This is a genomic window from Pelobacter propionicus DSM 2379 (genome assembly GCF_000015045.1).
Classification (GTDB): Bacteria; Desulfobacterota; Desulfuromonadia; order Geobacterales; family Pseudopelobacteraceae; genus Pseudopelobacter; species Pseudopelobacter propionicus.
The window spans coordinates 3,875,085-3,898,008 of the sequence record NC_008609.1 but is presented as its reverse complement, the minus strand read 5'-3'; the positions used below and the strand labels follow the sequence as shown (position 1 = coordinate 3,898,008).

Here is a 22,924-nt window from a genome sequence, read left to right as displayed (position 1 = left end):
CTAAACAACAGTGGTATCACCAGGAAGGCAGGCTGGACATGACACGCGAAACAACCATTGCCGAGGAGCTGGCCAGACGTTTTCCCGGGCTCAAGGAGAGTATCCGGGTCCAGCGGGAACGACGCATCTTTGTGGACACCCCTGCGGAGACCCTCAACAGCCTGATCGATTTCGCCTACAGCGAACTTGGGTTCATCTCCTTGGTATCCCTGGTGGGAACCGACGAGGGGGAGACTCTGGGGGTCATGTACGTGCTGGCCGCCGATGACGGGATCCTGCTGACCGTCAGGCGCTATCAGCCGAAGACCGATCCGGTGATCGCCACCATGACCGGGAAATTCCCCAACGCGGAGTACTACGAGAAAGAACTGGTGGACCTGCTCGGCTTCAGAATCGAGGGTCTGCCCCCCGGCCCCCGCTACCCGCTGCCGGATGACTGGCCCGAGGGCCAGTACCCCCTGCGCAAGGAGTGGAAGACGGAAATGCTTGACAGGAAGGAGTGATTGCCATGTCACCGGTCACCATCCCCATCGGCCCGCAGCATCCCGCGCTGAAGGAGCCGGCCAACTTCTCCATTACCGTTACCGGCGAGAAGATTGTCACCACCAGCATGCGTCTCGGCTACAACCACCGGGGGATCGAGAAGGCGTGCGAAGAACGCTCGTACCTGCAGTGCCTCTATCTGCTGGAGCGGATCTGCGGAATCTGCTCCCACACCCACTCCACGGCCTACATCCAGGCGGTTGAGGAGATCGCCGGCCTGACCATTCCGCCACGGGCGAACTACATCCGCTCACTGGTGGGAGAGCTGGAGCGGATCCACAGTCACCTGCTCTGGCTGGGGGTGGCCGGGCACGAGATCGGTTTCGACACCCTGTTGATGTACAGCTGGCGCGACCGCGAACTGGTCATGGACATACTGGCGGAACTGGGGGGCAACCGGGTCAACTACGGCATCAACACCCTGGGAGGGGTGCGGCGCGACATCACGCCGGAACAGATCGAGATGATTCGTAATTCCGTGAACACCCTGGAGGAGCGGACAAAGTACTACATCGAGGTGGCAACGGAAGAACCGACCCTGGCGGCTCGTCTCGCCGGAGTGGGCTACCTGTCCCACGAGGATGCCCTGCTGCTCTCGGCGGTTGGACCAACCCTGCGGGCATCCAACGTGGACCGCGACATCCGCAGGGACGACCCCTACGCCGCCTACGGGAGCCTGGACTTCAGGGTGATCACCGACGACCACTGCGACGTGTACGGACGGACCCTGGTCAGAGTCGGGGAGCTAATGGAGTCCTTCAGGATGATCCGCCAGATACTGAACGAACTGCCGGAGGGAGAGGTGTCGGTCAAGGCGCCGCGCAAGATACCGGCCGGCGAGGCCTGCTCCCGCTACGAAGCCCCGCGGGGAGAATGTTTCCACTACATCAGGGCCAACGGCACGGATAAACCGGAGCGGGTCAAGGTGCGTGCCTCCACCTTCGCCAACATCCAGGCGGTGGCCAAGATGATGGAAAACAACAACCTGGCGGACGTGCCGATCATCGTTGCCGCCATCGACCCCTGCTTCTCCTGTGCCGATCGCTGTCTGGAACTGTTGGGTGAGGGGAGGCAGCTGATGGAATGGAGCGAGCTGCGCCGTCGGGGCGTGGAATGGTACCGCCGCAACCGGGGGATCGATTTCAGCGGCCCGAGCCGCAGGCTGCAGATGCTGCGTGGAGACAGACGGCCATGACACAGGCACTCTTCAATCTTCTGATATTCCCCGGTTTTCTCTTCCTCAGCCTGGCCGGGATGGTGGCGGAATTCTGCGACAGGAAGTTGTACGCCCGCATGCAGAACAGGCAGGGGCCTCCCTGGTTCCAGCCCTTTGCCGACTTCATCAAGCTCTCCTCCAAGGAGGACATCATACCGGAGGAGGCCGACCCGTTCATGTTCAGGCTGATGCCACTGGTGGCGCTGGCCGCCTCGGTATGCGCCATCCTCTACATCCCCATCTGGGGAAGGGGGGCGCTGCTCTCCTTCGAGGGGGATCTGGTGATCGTAGTCTACCTGCTGACCATCCCCACCATGACCTTCTTCCTGGCCGGGTGGTATTCGGCCTCGCTCTACTCCATGATCGGCGCGGTCCGCTCCCTGACCCAGCTTTTGGCATACGAGGTGCCGCTCTACCTGGCGCTGCTGGCGCCGGCCTGTCTGGCCGACAGCTGGTCCCTGGCCGGTATGGCCGCCTACTATGGCGCCCACCCCTGGCGCTGGCTGTTGAACCTGATCGGTTTTGGCGTAGGGCTGGTGGTGATGCTGGGTAAACTGGAGAAGGTCCCCTTCGACACCCCCGAGGCTGAAACCGAGATCGTTGCCGGTGCCTTCACCGAGTACAGCGGCCGTCTGCTGGCCCTGTTTCGGATGGCCATCAGCATTGAAATGATAGTTCTGGCCTCCCTGCTGGCGGCGGTATTCCTTCCCTTTGGGCTTGGTCTGGGACCCCTGGCCGGTTTCCTGCTCTACCTGCTGAAGATAGCCCTGATCATCGCCATGACCAGCTTTTTGCGGACCATCTTCGCTCGCTTCCGAATCGACCAGATGGTGGATTTCTGCTGGCGTTACGTGGCTTCGGCTGCCATGCTCCAGCTTGTGATCGTCATCATTGCCAAGGGGGTGTTGCCGCAATGAAGATACCGGGGAAGATGGCACACGAGGTGCTGCGGCACTCGGTAATGAAACCGGCCACCTGCAACTATCCGGCTGAGAAGCAGAAGATGCCGGAGCATTTCCGGGGAAGGATTCGCTACAAGGCCGAGAAGTGCATTGGCTGCAAGTTCTGCGTCCGCGACTGTCCCGCCAGGGCCATCGAGATCTTCAAGGTGGCTGACAAGGTCTTCGAGGCCAAGTTCTATCTGGACCGCTGCATCTACTGCGGCCAGTGTGTGGATTCATGCCCCAAGGATGCCCTGGAGCTGACCCCTGACTTTGAACTGGCCCAGATCGACAAGGAGAAGCTGAGGGTTGTATGCAGGAGGGAAGAGGGTGAAGACAAGCCTGAAGAGCCGTCTTGAGGGGTGCGAACGGCTGGCGTTGCTGGGAATCGGTTCGGAACTCTGCGCCGACGACGGGGCCGGCATCCTGCTCGTGCGCAGCCTGCGTTCCCTGATCTGCCGTCAGCCGTTCAACTCCATTGCATTCGAGGGGTTCGAGGGGGGCAACGCCCCGGAGAACGCCACTGGTTTCATCGCCGCCTTCAAGCCGACCCATATCGTGCTCGTGGATGCGGCCGAGATCGGTGCGGCGGTGGGAGAGTTCCGCGAGATCCTCCCCCATGAGATTCCCGACACCTGCTTTTCCACCCACACGCTTCCGCTGAAAATAATCGTTGACTACCTTGGAAGGGTGACCGGAGCCATTGTATCGGTGATAGGAATCCAGCCCGCTAACCTGGATTTTGGGAATAGTCCCACCCCGGAAGTCAGGAAGGGCGTCAGACGCCTGATGCGCCTTTTGCATACTGTTATGGGTGAGTGCGACCGTGCAACGCCTCGGAAACCCGTGTTGGAATCAGCAACCTTTGATGGGGAAACGCTGTCGCACGGACAAGGCTGAGTAACTTATTTTTGTTGATAATTTGGTTAGTTGAGTGTATTTATTTGTCCTTGATGCTGCTGCACCACTCCAATCCGTACCCATATCGATATCCTTGCAGAGAACTATCCCCACAAGCCGGACAATGCCTGCGCCACCCTGTATGCCCTTCCACACCAGAGCTCGTTACTCAGCGTGACCCGTCCCGATGGATTACCCTGTGAGCATACAGCCCATGTTTCACGCTCTGTTTCACTCTTGAAACCAACGCTTACCCCAAAAAAATGGAGATGTTTTTATGGTTCATGTGACGGTTGATGGCAGGGTTGTGGAAATTCCGAAGGGATCTGCCGTCATCGATGCAACGAAGAAAGCAGGGGCCAAGATTCCCACCCTGTGCTTCCTTGAGCTGCATAAAAAAATGAGCGGTCTGAATTCCTCATGCCGGGTCTGCGTCGTGGAGGTGGCCGGCAGGAAAAACCTTGCCGCGGCCTGCTCTACACCGGTTACGGACGGCATGGATATCATTACAGCCAGTGAAAGGGTTATCGCTGCCAGAAAGACGATGATCGAACTGCTGTTGTCGGATCATGAGCAGGACTGCCTGATCTGCGGAAAGGCGGGGAACTGCACGCTGCAGGACCTCTGCTTCGAGTACGACATAAAAGAGTCGCGCTACAGGGGGATGATGAACAGTTTCCCCCTGGATGAATCAAACGAGTTTTACAGCAGAAACATGAACAAATGCGTGAAGTGCAGGCGTTGCGTCACGACCTGTTCCGCCTACCAGTGCAGCGAAGCCATCGACTTTGCGGGACGGGGTTTCGGCGTGCGGGTTGCGGCCCCCTTCGATGACCAGATCAGGAATTCCTCCTGCGTCTCCTGCGGCAACTGTGTGTCGGTCTGCCCGGTGGGAGCCTTGCAGGCCAAATCGAGGGAAAAATTCCGGACCTGGGAGGTTACTAGAACCAGGACCACCTGCTCCTACTGCGGGGTTGGCTGCGAGATGGACCTTCTGGTCAAGGACAACCGGGTCGTGGGGGTCGAGCCCTCCAACGGTCCTGCCAATAGCGGCCTGCTCTGCGTCAAGGGGAGGTTTAGCTACAATTTCATCAATCATCCTGACCGGTTGAAAACACCCCTGATCCGGAAGAACGGCAGGCTGGTGGAGGCCGGCTGGGACGAGGCTTACGGGTTGATAGCCGTAAAATTCGAGGCGACAAAAGCGGCCTATGGCCCTGAGGCCTTTGCCGGCCTTGCCTCGGCACGGGTGACCAACGAAGAGAACTATCTGTTCCAGAAAATGGTGCGGGTCGTTTTCGGCACCAACAATGTGGATCACTGCGCTCGGCTCTGCCACGCCTCCACGGTCGCGGGTCTGGCCACAACACTGGGAAGCGGCGCCATGACCAACAGCATCGATGAGCTGCTGCGGAGCGATGTGATCTTCGTGACCGGTTCCAACACGACCGAGACCCACCCGGTCATCGGCGCAAAGATACGCCAGGCCAGACTGAACGGGGCAAAACTGATAGTGGCTGAGCCGCGCAGGATTGACCTGGCAGCAACTGCGGACGTTTTCCTGCAGATCACCCCCGGTACGAACGTGGCCCTGTTTAACGCCATGATGAACGTCATCCTGGAAGAAGGCCTTGAGGACCGGGAGTTCATCGCCGGGCGGACCGAGGGGGTTGCTGAGCTGCGTGAAGTGGTAATGAAATGCCGGCCGGAAGAGGCAGCGCTGATCTGCGGCGTTGACGCGGAAAATCTGAGGAGAGCGGCGCGGCTGTACGCAGGGGCCGACAGGGCCGCGATCTTCTATGCCATGGGCGTGACCCAGCACAGCACCGGCACTGCTGGCGTCATGGCTCTATCGAACCTAGCCCTGCTCTGTGGAAATCTGGGCAAGGAATCGGCCGGGGTCAATCCGCTGCGCGGCCAGAACAACGTCCAGGGCGCCTGCGATGTGGGCTGCCTACCCGGCGACCTGCCCGGCTATCAGAAGGTTTCCGATCCGCGAGTCATGGAGAAATTCCAAACGGCCTGGGGGGTGAAGCTGCCGGACAAACCCGGGCTGACGGTAACAGAAATCATCGACAGGGCGGGCAAGGGGGAGATCAAATTCCTCCATATCATGGGTGAGAACCCGATGATCTCCGATCCGGACCTCAACCATGTGGAAGAGGCTCTGAAACACACCGAGTTCCTGGTTGTCCAGGACATCTTCCTGACCGAAACGGCGCACCTGGCGGACGTGGTTCTGCCGGCCGCTTCCTTTGCCGAGAAGGACGGTACCTTCACCAACACCGAACGGCGGGTGCAGAGGGTCAGGAAGGCCGTCGATCCTCCAGGAGAGGCCAGGGCAGACTGGGTGATCCTGATGGAGATCATGAACAGGCTGGGGCATGGAAAAACCTACCGGGACGCCGCTTCCATAATGGAAGAGATTGCGGACGTCACTCCCCAGTACGGCGGAATCAGCTTTGACAGGCTGGAAAAGGAGACCCTGCAGTGGCCCTGTCCCAGCATCGATCACCCGGGCACCCGGTATCTGCACAAGGATACCTTTACCAGGGGAAAAGGGTTGTTCAAGCCGGTGGAATATCAGGCCAGCGCGGAGCTGCCCGATGGTGATTATCCCTACCTGCTGACAACCGGCCGGATCCTCTACCACTACCACACCAATACCATGACCGGCAGGGAGGAGGGGCTGATGAACCTCCACCCCCGTTCGTTTATCGAAATGAGTCCGCTGACGGCACAACGGCTTGCCATCAGGGATGGAGACAGGGTCACCGTAACCTCCCGGAGGGGCGAACTCACCTCCACGGCCAGGGTAACCGACAGAATCGAGGGAAATATCGTCTTCATGCCGTTCCACTTCGCCGACGGTGCGGCCAACCTGTTGACCAACAGCGCCCTTGACCCGCTGGCCAATATTCCGGAATTGAAGGTCTGTGCGGTGAATATAGCCAGGTTGGGCAACGGGAACGCGGGGGGAGAACATGACTGAGAATCCTCACGAACTCCTTGTCCTTACCGGAGGTGGGACACTGGCGGCAGAAGGCGCCATGACTGCCAGGGTAACCGCCGTGATCCTGGCAGGAGGCATGTCCTCCCGCATGAAGAGCAACAAGGCGCTGCTCCCCTACCGTGGCGAGCGCTTCATTGAGAGGATTTTCCGCAAGTTATCCGAGGTCTTCCCGGAAGTCATCCTGGTCACGAACAGTCCGGAGCTGTACCGATTTCTCCCCTGCCGCATCGTAGCGGACCTGTACCCCGGGATGGGGGCTCTGGCAGGCATCCAGGCCGGGCTGACGCAGAGTTCGACGCCGTACATTTTTGTGGTTGCCTGTGACATGCCTGACCTGGACGAGCAGCTTGTCCGTTATCTGGTCTCCAGGGCTGATGGTGTAGATGTGGTCATTCCGGAGAGCGACAGCGGCCTCGAGCCGCTCCATGCCGCCTACGGCAGGGGTTGCCTGGGGGTTATGAATGATGCCCTCTCTTCAGGAAGAAGTAAGATTGTTGCCTGTTTCGACCAGCTCAAGGTAGATGTTGTTTCCCACCAGGACATCGCCGCTATTGATCCGACCTTTCTCTCTTTCCGCAACATCAACACTCCCGAGGAATACTTCCGCATCAGGCAGGAAGTGCTGAATGCTGATCCGCTGATGTGCAGGAACAGGTCATAACATACGAAACCACCAGAAAAGGGATGTACAGATATGCAAACAGGTTCAACGTGCCAGTTTACCGGTGGATGCACAACCCCGGGCCGTTCAACGTTACCGGCTACGCTGTGTCAGGAGTTGGACGACTTTGTCGCCGACCTCCCCACCAGGGAAGGGCATCTGGTAACGGTGCTGCACAAGGCCCAGCAGCTGTTCGGTTACCTCCCCCGGGAGGTGCAGCAGTACGTTGCCGACCTGATGGGTGTATCGCTGGCCAAGGTCTATGGCGTGGCAAGTTTCTACACCTTCTTCAGCATGGTTCCCAAGGGGAAATACCCGATCTCCATCTGTATGGGGACTGCCTGCTACGTCAAGCAGGCCCACAAGATTGTGGACGCGTTCAAGGATATCCTTGGCGTTGAAATCGGAGAGGTTACCGGGGACGGCAAATTCTCCATCGACGTCCTGCGCTGCGTGGGCGCCTGCGCCCTTGCCCCGATCCTGACGGTGGGCGAGAAGGTCTACGCCCACGTCACCCCGGACCAGGTCAAGGAAATTATCGCTGAGTACTGACCCTTATCCCCAGGGAGTTCACCATGGCAAAGATTACATCCATAGCCGATCTGAAGAAGTTTCAGCAAGAGTACAGGTCACTAAAAGAGGCGCGTTCCCGGGAGAAAATCATCGTCAGTGTATCCCTGGCAACCTGCGGCATCGCCTCGGGCGGAAACATGGTGATGGAGGCCATGAAGGATGAGGTGGCTAGGCAGGGAATCGACAACGTGGAATTCATCAGGGTCGGCTGCATGACCTACTGCCATTCCGAACCGACCGTGGAGGTCAGCCTGCCCGGACGGGAGCCGCTCGTGTTCGGCAAGCTGGATGAGAACGGGGCACGCCAACTTGTCCAGAAATATCTGAAAAAAGGCGAGCTTACCGGCACGGTGATTCCGGTGAACTACACCAGGGTAGAACTATGATGTCGGGGAGCAGATAGAGCATGGAACCCAAAAAGCAGCTGCGGATAGCGACCAGGAACTGCGGTTTCATCGATCCGGAAAATATCGAGGATTACATCGGGGTGCGCGGCTACGAGGCGCTGGCCAGCGCCATTACCAACGGCACGCCTGCCGGAGTGATCGAGCAGATGAAAAAATCGGGCTTGAGGGGGCGGGGTGGCGGCGGTTTCCCCACTGGCGTCAAGTGGGCATTTGCCGCCGCGAATCAGGCTGACCAGAAATACGTCGTCTGCAATGCGGACGAGGGGGACCCTGGCGCCTTCATGGATCGGGCCCTGCTGGAGGGGGATCCCCATTCCATAGTGGAGGCCATGGCCATCTGCGGCTACGCCATCGGCGCATCCATCGGCGTCGTCTACATCCGGGCCGAATACCCCCTAGCAATCAAACGGCTGATCAAGTCCATCGAGGATGCCCGTGACTACGGCCTCCTGGGCAGGAACATTCTCGGTACCGGCTTCAATTTCGACATAGAACTGAAGTATGGCGCCGGCGCCTTTGTCTGCGGCGAGGAGACCGCCCTGATCAGGTCCATGGAAGGGAGCCGCGGCGAACCGTACACCAAGCCCCCCTTTCCGGCCAGCGCCGGGTACTGGGGCAAACCTACCATCGTCAACAACGTGGAGACCCTTGCCAATATCCCCCCTATCCTCGTCAAGGGGGCTGACTGGTTCTCCTCCATCGGTACGGAGAATTCCAAGGGGACCAAGGTCTTCGCCCTGGCCGGCAAGATCACGAACGTCGGCCTGATCGAGGTTCCCATGGGCATAACCCTGGGTGAGATCATCTTCGAGATCGGCGGCGGCTGCCCGAATGGCAAACAGTTCAAGGCGGTGCAGACCGGCGGCCCCTCCGGCGGCGCGCTGACCTCCAGGGATATCGATGTCCCCATCGACTATGACAATCTGATCGCCAGAGGCTCCATGATGGGCTCCGGCGGCATGATCGTCATGGATGAGGACAACTGCATGGTCGACGTGGCCAAGTTCTTCCTCGACTTCACCATGGATGAGACTTGCGGCAAATGCACCCCCTGCCGCATCGGTTCAAAACGGCTCCATGAGATCCTCTGCCGGATCACCCAGGGCGAGGGCACACTGGAGGATATGGAAAACCTGCAATGTCTCGGCGCAACCATCAAGGACACGGCGCTGTGCGGCTTCGGCCAGACCATGCCCAACCCGGTGCTCTCCACCATCAGGACCTTCATGGATGAATACCGTGCCCATGTAGTTGACAAGAAGTGCCCGGCCGGGGTCTGTGTCAGCCTGCTGGAAATTGTCATCCTGGCCGAAAGCTGTGTCGGCTGCACCCTCTGCAGCCGTGTCTGCCCGGTCAACTGCATCTCCGGTACGGTCAAAGGTGTGCATGTCATCGATCAGGCAGCCTGCATCAAGTGCGGCGCCTGCATCGACGCGTGCAAATTCCAGGCGATAGTGAAACGATGACGGAAAGAGTCGTTGCGACAGGTCGGCTCAGGCACCTCACAGTAGCTTGCGCAGATACTGGCCGGTGTAGGAACCGCTCACCGTTGCCAGCTGCTCCGGGGTTCCGACGGCGACGATCTCCCCGCCACGGTCTCCCCCTTCCGGCCCCAGGTCGATCAGCCAGTCGGCTGTCTTGATCACGTCCAGGTTGTGCTCGATGATCAGCACCGTGTTGCCGCTGTCCACCAGGCGCTGGATCACCTCCAAGAGCTTGCGGATATCCTCGAAGTGCAGGCCGGTGGTCGGCTCGTCCAGGATGTAGATGGTGCGGCCGGTGGCCCGCTTGGCGAGCTCCTTGGCCAGCTTGACCCGCTGGGCCTCGCCGCCGGAGAGGGTGGTGGCCGACTGCCCCAGCTTGATGTAGCCTAATCCCACCTCCTCCAGGGTTGTGAGCTTGTTCCTGATGCGCGGGATGGCGCCCATGAACTCCAGGGCCTGGGAGACGGTCATGTCCAGCACGTCGGCGATGGATTTCCCCTTGTAGAGCACCTCCAGGGTCTCCCGGTTGTAGCGCGCCCCCTTGCAGACCTCGCATTCCACATATACGTCCGGCAGGAAGTGCATCTCGATCTTGATGATCCCGTCGCCGGAGCAGGCCTCGCAGCGCCCCCCCTTGACGTTGAAGGAGTAGCGACCCGGCTTGTATCCCCTCAATTTGGACTCGGGCAGGTTGGAGAACAGGTCACGGATGTCGCCGAACACGGCCGTGTAGGTGGCCGGGTTGGAGCGCGGGGTGCGGCCGATGGGGGACTGGTCGATGTTGATCACCTTGTCCAGGTGCTCCAGGCCGAGCACGTCCCCGACCGCCCCTCCCTTTTCCCGGCTGCGGTAGAGCCGCTGGCAGAGCGCCTTGTGCAGGGTGTCGATCACCAGGGTGGACTTGCCCGAACCGGAGACGCCGGTGACGCAGGTCATCACCCCCAGCGGGATCGTCACATTGACGTTCTTCAGGTTGTTCTCCGTGGCGCCGAGAATCTCCAGAAACCTGTCAGCCGTCCGCCGCTCCTTCGGCACCGGGATGCAGAGCTTGCCCGACAGGTAACGGCCGGTGAGGGAGTCGGGATTTTCCATCACCTGGGCCGGCGTCCCCTGGGCCACGACCTCGCCGCCGTGCACCCCGGCTCCCGGCCCCATGTCGATCAGGTGGTCCGCCTCCAGGATGGTCTCCTCGTCGTGCTCCACCACCAGCACCGTGTTGCCCAGGTCCCGCAGCCTCTTCAGGGTCTCCAGCAGGCGGGAGTTGTCCCGCTGGTGCAGGCCGATGGAGGGTTCGTCCAGGATGTAGAGCACCCCCACTAGGCTGGAACCGATCTGGGTGGCCAGGCGGATGCGTTGCCCCTCCCCGCCGGAGAGGGTGCCGGAGGTGCGCTCCAGGGAGAGGTAGTCAAGCCCCACGTTGACCAGGAAGGAGAGCCGTTCGCGAATCTCCTTGAGGATGCGCCGGGCGATCTCCCCTTCCTTGGCGGTCAACTCCAGGGTCTCGAAGAAGACCAGGCAGTCGCGGATGGAGAGGGCGGTCACCTCCCGGATGCTCCTCCCCCCCACCAGCACGTGCAGCGCCTCGGGCCTTAAGCGCGCCCCCTGGCAGGTGGGGCAGGACATGACGTTCATGTACTTCTCCAACTCCTCCCGGGACGATTCCGACTCGGTCTCGCGCCAGCGGCGCTGCAGGTTGTTCAGCACCCCCTCGAACTCCTTGTAATAGGTGTGCCGGCGGTCTCCCTCCTCTTCCCACCAGAACTCGATCTTTTCCCCCTTTGATCCGTTGAGGATAACGTCGCGCACCTGCTCGGGGAGATCCTTGAAGGGGGTGCGGATGTCGAAGTCGTAGGCCTTGGCCAGGGCCTCCAGGATCAGGTGGAACCAGCCGGAGAGCCGCTTCTCCCAAGGGGCGATGGCCCCCTCCCGAAGCGACAGCTCCGGGTTGGGTATGACCAGTTCCGGGTCGAAATACATGCGGGTGCCCAGGCCGGTGCACTCCGGGCAGGCGCCGTGGGGGTTGTTGAAGGAGAAGAGCCTGGGGGTGATCTCCTGGTAGGAGATGCCGCACTCCACGCAGGCCAGCTTCTCGGATAAAATCAGGGTTTTGGGTGGTGCGGGCTTCCCCCCTACTCTCGAAGGGGCATCCGTGGATGTCGTCGCTGTGACCACCTCCACCTTGACCACCCCCTCGGCATGGTGCAGGGCGGTCTCCAGGGAGTCGGCCAGGCGGCGCTGCACCCCCTCCTTGACCACGATGCGGTCAACCACGATGTCGATGTCGTGTTTCTTCTTCTTGTCCAGCACGATCTCATCTGCCAGCTCCAGCTGCCGGCCGTCGATCACCACCCGGGTGAAGCCCTCCTTGCGCAGTTGGCCCAGCTCTTTTTTGTACTCCCCCTTGCGACCGCGGATCATGGGGGAGAGAAGGGTCAATTTGGTTCCTGCCGACAGCGCCATGATCTGGTCCACCATCTGGGAAACGGTCTGGGAGGTGATCTCCCTGCCGCAGGAGACGCAGTGGGGATGGCCGACCCGGGCGAACAGCAGGCGCAGGTAGTCGTAGATCTCGGTGACGGTGCCCACGGTGGAGCGGGGGTTCTTGCTGGTTGTCTTCTGCTCGATGGAGATGGCCGGCGAGAGCCCATCGATGGACTCCACGTCCGGCTTCTCCATCTGCTCCAGGAACTGGCGGGCATAGGCGGAGAGCGACTCCACGTAGCGCCGCTGACCTTCGGCGTAGATGGTGTCGAAGGCCAGGGTCGATTTCCCCGAGCCGGAGATGCCGGTGATGACCACCAGCTGGTCCCGGGGAATCTCCACGTCGATGCACTTCAGGTTATGCTCGCAGGCGCCTTTGATGATGATCTTGTCGTGTGCCATGGCTTTTTGGTTTTCCTCATTCCGTAGGGGTCTCAAGGGGGTGAACCGGTTTATCGTGGTGCGGGGAGCGGTGCTCACGTTATCGCCCCGCTGACTGCTTCGGGTGAATGTTGATCATAGTTCCCGTTGCAGTGGAAAGGCAAGCCTCAATCCCTGTCGTGCGAGCCTGGACGAGAGATGGCTCCAGGCCAAATCCCGTTATAAAAAACATTTGCAGATCACGGGGAATGGTGGTAACCGTTCTGTACATTATTTCTTGGGGAGTTTTCATGACGCAGCAGCCTGAAACCCTGCATTACGCCGTTTCGGTAGTGGGCAAGGACCGGCCAGGCATTGTGGCCGCCATCGCCGAGGGGCTCTACCACCTGGGGTGCAACATCGCCGATTCCAGTTGCACCATGCTGGCCGGCGAATTCGCCATGATCCTGATCGTGTCCCACCCCCGCCCCTTCAGCAAGAGCCGTCTCTGCGAGGAACTGAAGCCGGCCTGCGACCGACTGGGCATGTTCCTGGCCGTGAGCCCCCTGACCATGGCCGATGTGCCGACCCGGGAGAACGAACAGGAGATCTGCCTGGTGTCGGTCTACGGAGCGGACCAGCCGGGGATCGTCTTCCGGGTCACACGCGAGCTGGCCTGCCAGGGGATCAATATCACCGATCTGACCACCAAGCTGATCGGGACAAAAGAGCAGCCGGTGTACGTCATGATGCTGGAAGCCGCCCTCCCCGACGGCCAGACCCCGCATCAGCTGGAAAAGCTGCTGGAAAACCTGAAGAAGGAGCTTGATGTGGAGATCGGTGTGCGTATCGTCACCCCGGTTTCCCTCTGATCCATGGCCATTCATCCCATTCTGCGGTATCCCCATCCGCTGCTGAAAAAAATCTGCCACGAGGTTACCGGGATCGACCGGGAGATCCATGCCCTGATTCAGGATCTGCTGGACACCATGCGGGCCGGTCCCGGATCGGTGGGGGTGGCGGCTCCCCAGATCGGCGTCACCCTGCGGGCCTGCGTCGTTGACGTCTCGAACAGCCGTAACGGAAGGGAGAACAATCACGGCCTGCTGCGTATGATCAACCCGCGCATCATCGCCCGCTCGGGTTCTGCGGTCATGCGCGAGGGGTGCATGAGCGTGCCGGACTACACCGGCGATGTGGAGCGCTCCACCGAGCTGAGGGTAAGCTTCCTGGAGCCGGAGGGGGAGCTGCGCGAGATAACCGCCAGTGGCTTCGAGGCGGTCGCCCTGCAGCACGAGATGGATCACCTGGACGGCATACTGTTTCTGGACCGGATCGTCAGCGTCAAGACCGGTCTGTTCCGGAGGAAAACCTACGCATAGGAGATCGCCATGCCTGAACTGCTGACACCCGACGAGCAGACGGTACTGCTCAGGATAGCCCGCGAGACCATTGTCGCCCACGTCACCGGCAGCACTATCCCTGTTGTCGCCCACCCCACCCGGGGGTTGAAACACAAGCACGGCTGCTTCGTGACCATCAAACAGCAGGGGCAGCTCAGGGGATGCATCGGCAATTTTGTCTCCGAGGTGCCGCTGTACCAGCTGGTGCAGGAGATGGCCGTTTCCGCCTCCACCCGCGACCCCCGCTTCTATCCCATGAAACCGGCCGACCTTGACGACTTCCATCTGGAAATCTCGGTGCTTTCGCCGCTCAAACTGATCGGCTCGGTGGAGAGCATCGTGGTGGGCAAGCACGGGCTCTACATCATCAAGAACCACCACCGTGGCGTGCTGCTCCCCCAGGTGGCCACGGAGTACGGCTGGGACCGGGAGACCTTCCTGCGCCACACCTGCGTCAAGGCGGGCTTGCCTGAGGATGCCTGGCAGAACGAGTGTGAGATATATACCTTCACGGCGCTGGTGTTCGGGGAGGGATAGCCGCTCCCCCTTGCCTGGCGCATAAAAAAAGGATGAACCGTTTCCGGTCCATCCTTTTTTTGTGTCAACCCTGTTCCCGATGCTCAGGAGAGTGCGGCGTGGGCTGCTGCCAGGCGGGCGATGGGCACCCGGAAGGGTGAGCAGGAGACGTAGTCCAGCCCGCTTGTGTGGCAGAAGCAGACCGATGCAGGGTCCCCGCCATGCTCGCCGCAGATGCCGAGCTTGATGTCCGGCCGGGTGGCGCGCCCCTTCTCGCTGGCGATCCTGACCAGCTGGCCGACGCCTGTCTGATCCAGGGAGACGAAGGGGTCCTGCTCGATGATGCCGTTATCCATGTAGAACGGAAGGAATTTGCCCGCATCGTCGCGGGAGAGGCCGAAGGTGGTCTGGGTCAGGTCGTTGGTGCCGAAGGAGAAGAATTCGGCCTCACTGGCGATCTCGTCGGCGGTCAGGGCGGCGCGGGGGAGCTCGATCATGGTGCCGATCAGGTACTCCATCGTGACGCCGTAGTCGGCGATGACCTCCTCGCAGATCGCTACGGCGTTCCGCTTGAGCAGTGCCAACTCCCTGACCGTTGCCACCAGGGGAATCATGATTTCGGGTACGATGGAGAAGCCGTTGTTCTTGATCAGTTCGCAGGCAGCCACCATGATGGCGCGCACCTGCATGTCGTAAATCTCGGGGTAGGTAATACCGAGACGGCAACCGCGGTGCCCCAGCATGGGGTTGAACTCGTGAAGGTACTCTACCTTGTGCCTGAGCGTGCTGGCGGGCACCCGCATGGTTGCGGCCAGTTCATCGATATCCTTCTCGGTCTGGGGGAGGAACTCGTGCAGCGGCGGGTCCAGCAGGCGGATAGTAACCGGCAGCCCCTTCATCTCGCGGAAGATCCCCTTGAAATCGCTGGTCTGCATGGGCAGGATCTTGGCCAGTGCTTTCTGGCGGCCCTCCAGGTCGTCGGAGAGGATCATCTCGCGCACGGCTGCGATGCGTTCGGCGTCGAAGAACATATGCTCGGTGCGGCAGAGTCCGATCCCTTGAGCGCCGAATTCCCGGGCCACCCGGGCGTCATGGGGGGTGTCGGCGTTGGCGCGCACCTTCAGTGTTCTGAACTGGTCCACCCAGCCCATCAGTGTGGCGAAATCTCCGGTCAGCTGAACCGACACGGTGGGCACCACACCCAGCATGACCTCTCCCGTGGCGCCGTCCAGGGTGATCAGGTCGCCCTTCTTCACTTCCACGCCATTGGGTGCGATAAAGCTCTCGTCCGCGTAGTCGACCTTGATGTCGCCGCAGCCGGCCACGCAGCATTTGCCCATGCCGCGGGCAACGACAGCAGCGTGGGAGGTCATGCCTCCGCGTGCGGTGAGGATTCCCTGGGCGGCGTGCATGCCGTGGATATCTTCGGGCGAGGTTTCGATGCGCACCAGGATGACCTTGCGGCCGGTCTTGGCCTCGGCCTCGGCCTCGTCGGCCGAGAAGACCACTTCACCGGAAACCGCTCCGGGTGAGGCCGGCAGTCCCTTGGCGATGATGGTTCTCTCCGCCTTCGGATCAAGGGTGGGGTGCAGCAACTGATCCAGCTGGCTGGGCTCCACACGCAGCACGGCGGTCTTCTTGTCGATCAGCCCCTCGTTCACCATGTCCACGGCGATCTTGATGGCGGCCGGCGCGGTGCGCTTGCCGTTTCTGGTCTGCAGCATGTACAGAACGCCCTTCTCGATGGTGAACTCGATATCCTGCATGTCCCGGTAATGCTTTTCAAGGGTTTCGCGGATGCGTACCAGCTGCTGGTAGCATTCCGGCATGACCTCTTCCATGGAGGGAAGCTCGCCATCCTTGTTCTTGGCGCGGTTGATCGGCTGGGGGGTGCGGATGCCGGCCACCACGTCCTCTCCCTGGGCATTAACCAGGAATTCGCCGTAAAAGTAGTTCTCGCCAGTGGAGGGGTCGCGGGTGAAGGCCACGCCGGTGGCGCAGTCCTGGCCCATGTTGCCGAAGACCATGGCCTGGACGTTGACCGCCGTGCCCCATTCGGCCGGGATGTTGTTGAGCTTGCGGTAGGTGATGGCGCGCTGGTTCATCCAGGAGCCGAACACCGCGTTCACCGCTCCCCACAACTGCTCTTCCGGATCTTCGGGAAAGTCGATGCCAAGCTCGGCCTTGATGGCTCCCTTGTACTGGAGCACCAGGTCCTTCCAGTCGGCGGCGGTGAGATCGGTGTCCAGATAGACCCCGCGCTCCTCCTTCTTCTGGTCCAGCAGGTGGTCGAGGATGTCCTTTTCCATCCCCAGCACCACATCGGCATACATCTGGACGAAGCGGCGGTAGGCGTCGTAGGCGAAACGCTCGTCCCCGCTCTGGGCGATGATCCCCTGGACGGTGGTGTCGTTGAGGCCAAGGTTGAGGACCGTATCCATCATGCCCGGCATGGAGGCGCGGGCGCCGGAGCGGACCGAGAGGAGCAGCGGATTTCCGGAATCCCCAAACTTCTTGCCCATCAATTCCTCGATTTTCCTCAGATTGGCGGACACTTCGGCAGCCAAGGACGCAGGATGGGTGCGGTCGTTCTTATAAAATTCGGTACATACTTCGGTGGAGATCGTGAATCCCGGGGGAACCGGCAGACCAATGCTGGTCATTTCAGCCAGATTGGCACCCTTGCCCCCCAGCAGGTTTTTCATGTCGGCCCGGCCGTCAGCCTTGCCGCCACCAAAGAAATACACGTATTGCTGCGCCATTGCGGTAAATCCTCCTCACCAGTGTTTGAATAGAAGCGTTTTTCAGCCATTTTTATTTAGACTAAAACCTTGTATTTCAATCAAACTCGGCTGTCAAGCCGGTACAGACCTGTTTCCGGTGATATTGTACGGAGACCGGACCCTCTTTCTTTGTTCGTGCTCCCTGACGTCCCCGATGTTTCCGTTCGAGAGCAACTGTAGGATTTTACATATACTGAGGAGCATGGCAAGATTTTTAAGATTCGTCGCATGCCGCCTCACATGCGCTCCACGAAACCCTGATTGCGGCCAGAAAAAGGGCTCGTCTGCCGTGCCAGGCAATTAATACATATTATTTTAATATGTTATGCTGTGTCGGTCTTGATAGGGGAGGTGAAAACGGCTCTCCTGCCGCCATTCCGGGCCATGGAAAAAGAGCTGCCATCCAAGAAAAAAACTTGTGATTTTTCCACCACGGGTACATTTTATTCATTGTTCAGTAGTGTCGTTTTAAGCAGCAACCCGAAAATCAGAGCGTATAACTATCACACATCCCAAAGGAGATGAACAGATGAAAAGAGCCGTTATTGCCATGCTTGCCCTCTCAGTGTTCGCCGCGTCAGCCTTTGCCTCCGATGTGATCGAGTTCCCCTCATCCATCGGCAAAGTGACCTTTACCCACAAGGCTCACCAGGAATTGCTGAAGGATTGCCAGAAATGCCACGCAAGTCCGGCGGGCGGTACGATAGCCGGATTCGACAAGGACTGGGCCCACAAAACCTGTAAGGGGTGCCATGTCGAGATGAAGAAGGGGCCGGTGAGCTGCAAAGAGTGCCATAAGAAGTAGCCCGTCACGTATACCGTTGCCCATAACCACGGGGGAGCCTGCCAGGACTCCCCCGTGTCTGTTCCGCCTTCATTCCGCTTGAAGTGACCGCTGAATTGCCCTACAATACAACCCCGACTATTGCACGCAAGGGGAATAATTTCATGACTATCGCCGAACAGGTTGCACAGATTGCCCATGAGGCGCGCCAGGCCTCGTTCGTACTTTCGCGACTCAGCACCAGGGTCAAGAACGAGCTGTTGCTGGCCATGGCTGAGGCTCTGGAACAGCAGGCCCCCCACCTGATAGCCGAAAACGCCAAGGATCTGGAGGAGGGGAAACAGAAGGGGCTCTCCAGCGCCATGCTCGACCGGCTGATGCTGGACGCCAAGCGCATATCCGCCATGGCCGACGCCCTGCGCGAAGTAGCCGCTCTCCCCGACCCGGTGGGCGAAGTCACCAAAATGTGGAAGCGCCCCAACAACCTGATGGTGGGCAAGATGCGCATCCCCCTGGGGGTGATCGGCATTATCTTCGAGGCGCGGCCCAACGTGACCGCCGATGCCGCGGCGCTCTGCCTCAAGGCGGGCAACGCCGTGATCCTGCGCGGCGGCAAGGAGGCGATCAACTCCAATCGGGCCATCGCCGCCATCCTGCGCGAAGCCATGGTTTCCAAGGGGGTTCCGGCCGGAGCCCTGGCCCTGATCCCCTTCACCGACCGCCAGGGGGTGCTGGAGATGCTCAAGCAGGAGGAGTGCATCGACCTGATCATCCCCCGCGGCGGCGAGGGGCTGATCCGTTTCGTGACCGAAAACTCGCGTATCCCGGTGATCAAGCATTACAAGGGGGTCTGCCACATCTTCGTGGACGAGAGTGCCGACTTCGACATGGCCGAACGGATCATCATCAACGCCAAGACCCAGCGCCCCGGTGTGTGCAACGCCCTGGAGACCTTGCTGATCCACGAATCGGTTGCGGCCGCCTTCATTCCCCGCATCGCATCCATCCTGGGCGGCATGCAGGTTGAACTGCGCGGAGACGAACGTTTCCGCGCCCTGGCCCCCCAGGCCAAGCCGGCCAGCGAAGAGGACTGGTACGCCGAATACCTGGAGCTGATCCTGGCCTGCCGGGTGGTGGACGACCTGGACCAGGCCATCGACCACATCAACCGCTACGGCTCGCTGCACACCGAATCCATCATCACCAGCGACTACGGCCGGGCCCAGCGCTTCATCCGCGAGGTCAATTCCAGCTGCGTGGTGGTCAACGCCTCCACCCGCTTTGCCGACGGCAACCAGTTAGGCTTAGGTGCGGAGATCGGCATATCAACAACCAAGCTGCACTCCTTCGGCCCCATGGGGCTGGAGGACCTGACCACCACCAAGTTCATCGTCTACGGCGACGGCCAGGTCAGGGAGTGACCTCCCGGTTCGCGCATCCGGCATACCTCTTTTCAGGAGCACTACATGACCATCGACCAGCAGATCGAACGTTTCCTGGCCTCTCCCGCATTCGGGGTTGCCGGCGCCTCTGTCAGGCGCGAGAAGTACGGCAACAAGGTGTTGCGCTGCTACCAGCAGAACGACCGGAAGGCCATTCCCGTCAACCCTCACGAGCATGAGATCGAGGGAGTTGCCTGCGTCGCCACCATCGCCGAACTGCCGCCAGAGGTGACGAGCCTCTCCATGATCACCCCTCCCGCGGTCACGGCCAAGCTGGTGCCTTTGGCCATCGAGAAAGGGATCACCAGCATCTGGATGCAGCCGGGGGCTGAACACCCCGCCGCCGTGGCCCTCTGCCGGGAAAAGGGTGTCAATATCATCGCCGACGGCAGCTGCCTGCTGGTGGTGCTGGGGTACCATGAGCACTGAATCTCCGGGAAAAGGGGACGCTTTTGGTTTGTAGCGCATAAACGCTTGCCAGATCTGGAAAAAGCTGACATATTGCATACCGTACGACGGGCAGTAATGCCCGTCGTTTTATTTTGACTGATCGAGGAGTTTTACCCATGCAGGAACGAATCAGAAACATCGCCATCATCGCCCACGTCGACCATGGCAAGACTACCCTGGTGGATGCAATGCTGCGTCACGCCGGCGTTTTCCGCGAAAACGAGGCCATCACCGAGCGGGTCATGGACTCCAACGACCTGGAGAAGGAGCGCGGCATCACCATCCTGGCCAAGAGCCTCTCCATCCACCACGGCCGCTACAAGATCAATATCGTCGACACCCCCGGCCATGCCGATTTCGGCGGCGAGGTGGAGCGCGTGCTGAAGATGGTGGATTCGGTTCTGCTGCTGGTGGACGCCCTGGACGGTCCCATGCCCCAGACCCGCTTCGTGCTGAAGAAATCGCTGGACCTGGGGCTCAAGCCGATCGTTGTCATCAACAAGATCGACCGCCCCGGTTCCCGTCCTGACGAGGTGCTCAACATGGTCTTCGACCTGTTCTGCGAGCTGAACGCCTCCGACGAACAGCTTGACTTCCCGGTGGTCTACACCAGCGCCAAGGTGGGCTATGCCAAGCTGGACATGGCCAGCGAATCCACCAGCATGGAGCCGCTCTTCGCCGTTGTCGAGTCAAACGTACGCCCCCCCAAGGGGGATGCAACGGCACCCTTCCAGATGCTGATCGCCAACATCGATTACAACGACTACATCGGCCGCATGGCCACCGGCCGCATCTTCAACGGCAAGGTCAAATCCGGCGAGACCGTGGCCATGATCAAGCGCGACGGTTCGATTACGAAAGGCCGCATTACCAAGCTTCTTGGTTACCAGGGGCTCAAGCAGGTGGAGATCGAGGAGGCTGGTACCGGCGATATCGTTACTGTGGCCGGTTTCGAGGAGATCAGCATCGGTGAGACCCTGGCCTCGGCTGAAACTCCCATCGCGGTCCCCTACGTCTCCATCGACGAGCCGACACTGGCCATGAACTTCATCGTCAACACCTCCCCCTTTGCCGGTCGCGAGGGGAAATGGGTTACCTCGCGTAACATCCGCGAGCGCCTTACCAAGGAGTTGCGCACCAACGTCTCCCTCAGGGTCGAGGACACCGACAGCCCGGACACCTTCAAGGTCTCCGGCCGCGGCGAACTGCACCTCTCCATCCTGATCGAGAACATGCGGCGCGAGGGGTTCGAGCTGGCGGTCTCTAAGCCGGAGGTTATTACCCGCATCAAGGATGGCGTCAAGACCGAGCCTATGGAATACCTGGTGGTGGATGTGGCCTCCGAATTCCAGGGCGCCATCATCGAAAAGATGGGACCGCGCAAGGGGGAGCTGGCCGCCATGTCCCCCATGGGAGAGATGGTGCGCATGGAGTTCATCATCCCGGCCCGCGGCCTGATCGGGCTGCGCGGCGAAGTTCTGACCGACACCCGCGGCACGGCGGTCATGACCCACACCTTCCACGAGTATGCTCCCTACAAGGGTGACATCCCGGGCAGGAAGAACGGCGTTCTGATCGCCATGGAGCATGGCGAGACCACCGCCTACTCCCTGGATGCCCTGCAACCGCGTGGCATCCTGTTCATCGGTGCCGCCACAGAAGTCTATGGCGGCATGATCATCGGCCAGCACAGCAAGGACAACGACCTGGACGTCAACCCTTGCAAGGGTAAGAAGCTGACCAACGTGCGCGCCTCGGGAACCGACGACGCCATCAAGCTGACTCCGCCGCGCCTCCTGACCCTGGAGCAGGCACTGGAGTTCATCGACGACGACGAGCTGGTGGAGGTGACGCCGCTCTCCATTCGCCTGCGCAAGAAGGAGTTGGACCCCACCAAGCGTAAGCGCGCCACCAAGGGTTAGATGGTGAGGGGTGAGGGGGGTGACCGCCTGTTTCGCCTCCCCCGGCCTCTCCGCTGATCGCCATAAAGAATTTTGAAACTGATGCACAAAACGCCGTGGAGCCTTGCCAAGCAAGGGTTCATGGCGTTTTCGTTTTTTGGCGTTTCACAGTTTGTTTCCCGGCCCGTCAGCCCGTGGAAGCTGACACAGCAGGCTGTTGTGGGGATGCTCATCCGAAAGAGAGCTGGGCAGGTGGCGATTTATCTGTTGACATGGTGAAAAAACGGGCGTAAAAAGACATAAAATATTGATTTTGTCTTTTGTTGAGCCGGATAACGAACCCGAACACTGATGCAAATAAAACAACACCCCCAAAGGAGGAATTCATGAAGAAATTTGTGTGCACTGTATGTGGTTATGTTTTTGAAGGCACTGCTCCCCCCGCTGAATGTCCCCAGTGTAAGGCTACTGCCGACAAGTTTTCCGCGAGGGAAACAGGAACCTTAAGCTGGGCCGATGAGCATAGAATCGGCGTGGCCCAGGGGATCGATGCGGAGCTTGTTGAAGGATTGAAGGCCCATTTCATGGGAGAATGCACGGAAGTCGGCATGTACCTGGCCATGAGCCGTCAGGCTGATCGCGAAGGGTACCCTGAAGTGGCTGAAGCCTACAAGCGCATCGCCTTCGAAGAGGCTGAGCATGCCGCCAAGTTTGGCGAACTTCTGGGTGAGGTGGTCAAGGCCGATACGAAGGCCAACCTTGCCGCGCGCGTCGAGGCGGAAAACGGTGCCTGCAAGGGGAAGAAGGACATGGCCACCAGGGCAAAACAACTCAACTACGACGCCATCCACGACACCGTCCACGAAATGTGCAAGGACGAAGCCCGTCACGGACAGGTTTTCGCTGGCCTGCTCAAGCGCTATTTCTAGGAGTCTGTCGGGCTTAACGCATTCAGCCGTCATCTCCAGGGCGTTTTCAATTGGTTAACCTGCTGTATTTATTGAATAAGTCGTCAGCTTTAGCTTGCGTTTTCTTGGTGTATCCCGTATATTTGTCCGGTAATATC

20 protein-coding genes are annotated in these 22,924 nt (G+C 60.1%); 18 read left to right on the top strand and 2 right to left on the bottom strand.

All coding sequences use genetic code 11. The annotated features are described in order from the left end of the window. Nucleotides 1–38: 38 nt before the first annotated feature. From PPRO_RS19850 to PPRO_RS17495, 10 genes are all read left to right on the top strand, one after another. Nucleotides 39–503 (top strand): NADH-quinone oxidoreductase subunit C, encoded by a 465-nt coding sequence (locus PPRO_RS19850; RefSeq protein ID WP_011737332.1) that lies wholly within the window; start codon nucleotides 39–41, stop codon nucleotides 501–503. Between the two features lie 5 nt (nucleotides 504–508). Beyond that, nucleotides 509–1,738, top strand: coding sequence for a hydrogenase large subunit (locus PPRO_RS17535; protein WP_011737331.1), 1,230 nt, complete (start codon nucleotides 509–511; stop codon nucleotides 1,736–1,738). After that, complete coding sequence (locus PPRO_RS17530; RefSeq protein WP_011737330.1) at nucleotides 1,735–2,676, top strand: complex I subunit 1 family protein; 942 nt, start codon at nucleotides 1,735–1,737, stop codon at nucleotides 2,674–2,676. The genes PPRO_RS17535 and PPRO_RS17530 overlap by 4 nt, the downstream gene beginning before the upstream one ends. Continuing rightward, nucleotides 2,673–3,059, top strand: coding sequence for a 4Fe-4S binding protein (locus tag PPRO_RS17525; protein ID WP_011737329.1), 387 nt, complete (start codon nucleotides 2,673–2,675; stop codon nucleotides 3,057–3,059). The genes PPRO_RS17530 and PPRO_RS17525 overlap by 4 nt, the downstream gene beginning before the upstream one ends. After that, nucleotides 3,031–3,600, top strand: coding sequence for a hydrogenase 3 maturation endopeptidase HyCI (locus PPRO_RS17520; protein WP_011737328.1), 570 nt, complete (start codon nucleotides 3,031–3,033; stop codon nucleotides 3,598–3,600). Before PPRO_RS17525 ends, PPRO_RS17520 begins: the two co-directional genes overlap by 29 nt. 277 nt (nucleotides 3,601–3,877) lie before the next feature. Then, nucleotides 3,878–6,592 (top strand): formate dehydrogenase subunit alpha, encoded by a 2,715-nt coding sequence (gene fdhF / locus PPRO_RS17515; protein ID WP_011737327.1) that lies wholly within the window; start codon nucleotides 3,878–3,880, stop codon nucleotides 6,590–6,592. After that, nucleotides 6,585–7,274, top strand: coding sequence for a molybdenum cofactor guanylyltransferase (gene mobA, locus PPRO_RS17510; RefSeq protein ID WP_011737326.1), 690 nt, complete (start codon nucleotides 6,585–6,587; stop codon nucleotides 7,272–7,274). The genes fdhF and mobA overlap by 8 nt, the downstream gene beginning before the upstream one ends. Nucleotides 7,275–7,307: 33 nt before the next feature. Further along, nucleotides 7,308–7,826 carry an NADH-quinone oxidoreductase subunit NuoE family protein gene (locus PPRO_RS17505; RefSeq protein ID WP_011737325.1) on the top strand — a complete coding sequence of 173 codons (519 nt, stop codon included), beginning with the start codon at nucleotides 7,308–7,310 and terminating at the stop codon, nucleotides 7,824–7,826. Nucleotides 7,827–7,849: 23 nt separating this feature from the next. Then, on the top strand, nucleotides 7,850–8,233 hold the full coding sequence (locus PPRO_RS17500) for a (2Fe-2S) ferredoxin domain-containing protein (RefSeq protein WP_011737324.1): 384 nt from the start codon (nucleotides 7,850–7,852) through the stop codon (nucleotides 8,231–8,233). 20 nt (nucleotides 8,234–8,253) lie between these two features. Continuing rightward, a complete protein-coding gene (locus PPRO_RS17495) occupies nucleotides 8,254–9,720 on the top strand; it encodes an NADH-ubiquinone oxidoreductase-F iron-sulfur binding region domain-containing protein (RefSeq protein WP_011737323.1) in 1,467 nt (488 codons plus the stop codon). A 36-nt stretch (nucleotides 9,721–9,756) separates the two neighbouring features. Here the strand turns inward: PPRO_RS17495 and uvrA are convergent, their stop codons facing one another. After that, entirely contained in the window at nucleotides 9,757–12,621 is a 2,865-nt protein-coding gene (uvrA, locus tag PPRO_RS17490) for an excinuclease ABC subunit UvrA (RefSeq protein ID WP_011737322.1), read from the bottom strand. Between the two features lie 269 nt (nucleotides 12,622–12,890). On the opposite strand from uvrA, the gene PPRO_RS17485 reads away from it, so the two are divergent. The 3 genes from PPRO_RS17485 to amrA are packed head-to-tail and all read left to right on the top strand — an operon-like array spanning nucleotide 12,891 to nucleotide 14,519. Continuing rightward, complete coding sequence (locus PPRO_RS17485; protein ID WP_011737321.1) at nucleotides 12,891–13,451, top strand: glycine cleavage system protein R; 561 nt, start codon at nucleotides 12,891–12,893, stop codon at nucleotides 13,449–13,451. A gap of 3 nt (nucleotides 13,452–13,454) precedes the next feature. Next, nucleotides 13,455–13,961: a peptide deformylase gene (gene def, locus PPRO_RS17480; RefSeq protein WP_011737320.1), complete on the top strand. Its 507-nt coding sequence runs from the start codon at nucleotides 13,455–13,457 to the stop codon at nucleotides 13,959–13,961. 9 nt (nucleotides 13,962–13,970) lie between these two features. Continuing rightward, nucleotides 13,971–14,519, top strand: coding sequence for an AmmeMemoRadiSam system protein A (amrA, locus tag PPRO_RS17475; RefSeq protein WP_011737319.1), 549 nt, complete (start codon nucleotides 13,971–13,973; stop codon nucleotides 14,517–14,519). A gap of 83 nt (nucleotides 14,520–14,602) precedes the next feature. On the opposite strand, the gene ppdK is transcribed toward amrA, so the two are convergent. Next, nucleotides 14,603–17,260 carry a pyruvate, phosphate dikinase gene (gene ppdK, locus PPRO_RS17470; protein ID WP_011737318.1) on the bottom strand — a complete coding sequence of 886 codons (2,658 nt, stop codon included), beginning with the start codon at nucleotides 17,258–17,260 and terminating at the stop codon, nucleotides 14,603–14,605. A gap of 550 nt (nucleotides 17,261–17,810) precedes the next feature. On the opposite strand from ppdK, the gene PPRO_RS17465 reads away from it, so the two are divergent. From PPRO_RS17465 to PPRO_RS17445, 5 genes are all read left to right on the top strand, one after another. After that, on the top strand, nucleotides 17,811–18,086 hold the full coding sequence (locus PPRO_RS17465; RefSeq protein ID WP_011737316.1) for a cytochrome c7: 276 nt from the start codon (nucleotides 17,811–17,813) through the stop codon (nucleotides 18,084–18,086). 143 nt (nucleotides 18,087–18,229) lie between these two features. After that, on the top strand, nucleotides 18,230–19,486 hold the full coding sequence (locus PPRO_RS17460; RefSeq protein WP_011737315.1) for a glutamate-5-semialdehyde dehydrogenase: 1,257 nt from the start codon (nucleotides 18,230–18,232) through the stop codon (nucleotides 19,484–19,486). 45 nt (nucleotides 19,487–19,531) lie between these two features. Continuing rightward, on the top strand, nucleotides 19,532–19,936 hold the full coding sequence (locus PPRO_RS17455) for a CoA-binding protein (RefSeq protein WP_011737314.1): 405 nt from the start codon (nucleotides 19,532–19,534) through the stop codon (nucleotides 19,934–19,936). 137 nt (nucleotides 19,937–20,073) lie between these two features. Then, nucleotides 20,074–21,879, top strand: a complete 1,806-nt coding sequence (gene typA, locus PPRO_RS17450) for a translational GTPase TypA (protein WP_011737313.1) — start codon at nucleotides 20,074–20,076, stop codon at nucleotides 21,877–21,879. A 365-nt stretch (nucleotides 21,880–22,244) separates the two neighbouring features. Beyond that, complete coding sequence (locus PPRO_RS17445; protein WP_011737312.1) at nucleotides 22,245–22,787, top strand: ferritin family protein; 543 nt, start codon at nucleotides 22,245–22,247, stop codon at nucleotides 22,785–22,787. Nucleotides 22,788–22,924: the final 137 nt, after the last annotated feature.

What these genes read in the sequence shown, in the direction of transcription:
- PPRO_RS19850 (WP_011737332.1), top strand. Translation starts at nt 39, where the DNA reads ATGACACGCGAAACAACCATTGCCGAGGAGCTGGCCAGACGTTTTCCC.
- PPRO_RS17535 (WP_011737331.1), top strand. Translation starts at nt 509, where the DNA reads ATGTCACCGGTCACCATCCCCATCGGCCCGCAGCATCCCGCGCTGAAG.
- PPRO_RS17530 (WP_011737330.1), top strand. Translation starts at nt 1,735, where the DNA reads ATGACACAGGCACTCTTCAATCTTCTGATATTCCCCGGTTTTCTCTTC.
- PPRO_RS17525 (WP_011737329.1), top strand. Translation starts at nt 2,673, where the DNA reads ATGAAGATACCGGGGAAGATGGCACACGAGGTGCTGCGGCACTCGGTA.
- fdhF (WP_011737327.1), top strand. Translation starts at nt 3,878, where the DNA reads ATGGTTCATGTGACGGTTGATGGCAGGGTTGTGGAAATTCCGAAGGGA.
- mobA (WP_011737326.1), top strand. Translation starts at nt 6,585, where the DNA reads ATGACTGAGAATCCTCACGAACTCCTTGTCCTTACCGGAGGTGGGACA.
- PPRO_RS17505 (WP_011737325.1), top strand. Translation starts at nt 7,308, where the DNA reads ATGCAAACAGGTTCAACGTGCCAGTTTACCGGTGGATGCACAACCCCG.
- PPRO_RS17500 (WP_011737324.1), top strand. Translation starts at nt 7,850, where the DNA reads ATGGCAAAGATTACATCCATAGCCGATCTGAAGAAGTTTCAGCAAGAG.
- PPRO_RS17495 (WP_011737323.1), top strand. Translation starts at nt 8,254, where the DNA reads ATGGAACCCAAAAAGCAGCTGCGGATAGCGACCAGGAACTGCGGTTTC.
- uvrA (WP_011737322.1), bottom strand. Translation starts at nt 12,621, where the DNA reads ATGGCACACGACAAGATCATCATCAAAGGCGCCTGCGAGCATAACCTG.
- PPRO_RS17485 (WP_011737321.1), top strand. Translation starts at nt 12,891, where the DNA reads ATGACGCAGCAGCCTGAAACCCTGCATTACGCCGTTTCGGTAGTGGGC.
- def (WP_011737320.1), top strand. Translation starts at nt 13,455, where the DNA reads ATGGCCATTCATCCCATTCTGCGGTATCCCCATCCGCTGCTGAAAAAA.
- amrA (WP_011737319.1), top strand. Translation starts at nt 13,971, where the DNA reads ATGCCTGAACTGCTGACACCCGACGAGCAGACGGTACTGCTCAGGATA.
- ppdK (WP_011737318.1), bottom strand. Translation starts at nt 17,260, where the DNA reads ATGGCGCAGCAATACGTGTATTTCTTTGGTGGCGGCAAGGCTGACGGC.
- PPRO_RS17465 (WP_011737316.1), top strand. Translation starts at nt 17,811, where the DNA reads ATGAAAAGAGCCGTTATTGCCATGCTTGCCCTCTCAGTGTTCGCCGCG.
- PPRO_RS17460 (WP_011737315.1), top strand. Translation starts at nt 18,230, where the DNA reads ATGACTATCGCCGAACAGGTTGCACAGATTGCCCATGAGGCGCGCCAG.
- PPRO_RS17455 (WP_011737314.1), top strand. Translation starts at nt 19,532, where the DNA reads ATGACCATCGACCAGCAGATCGAACGTTTCCTGGCCTCTCCCGCATTC.
- typA (WP_011737313.1), top strand. Translation starts at nt 20,074, where the DNA reads ATGCAGGAACGAATCAGAAACATCGCCATCATCGCCCACGTCGACCAT.
- PPRO_RS17445 (WP_011737312.1), top strand. Translation starts at nt 22,245, where the DNA reads ATGAAGAAATTTGTGTGCACTGTATGTGGTTATGTTTTTGAAGGCACT.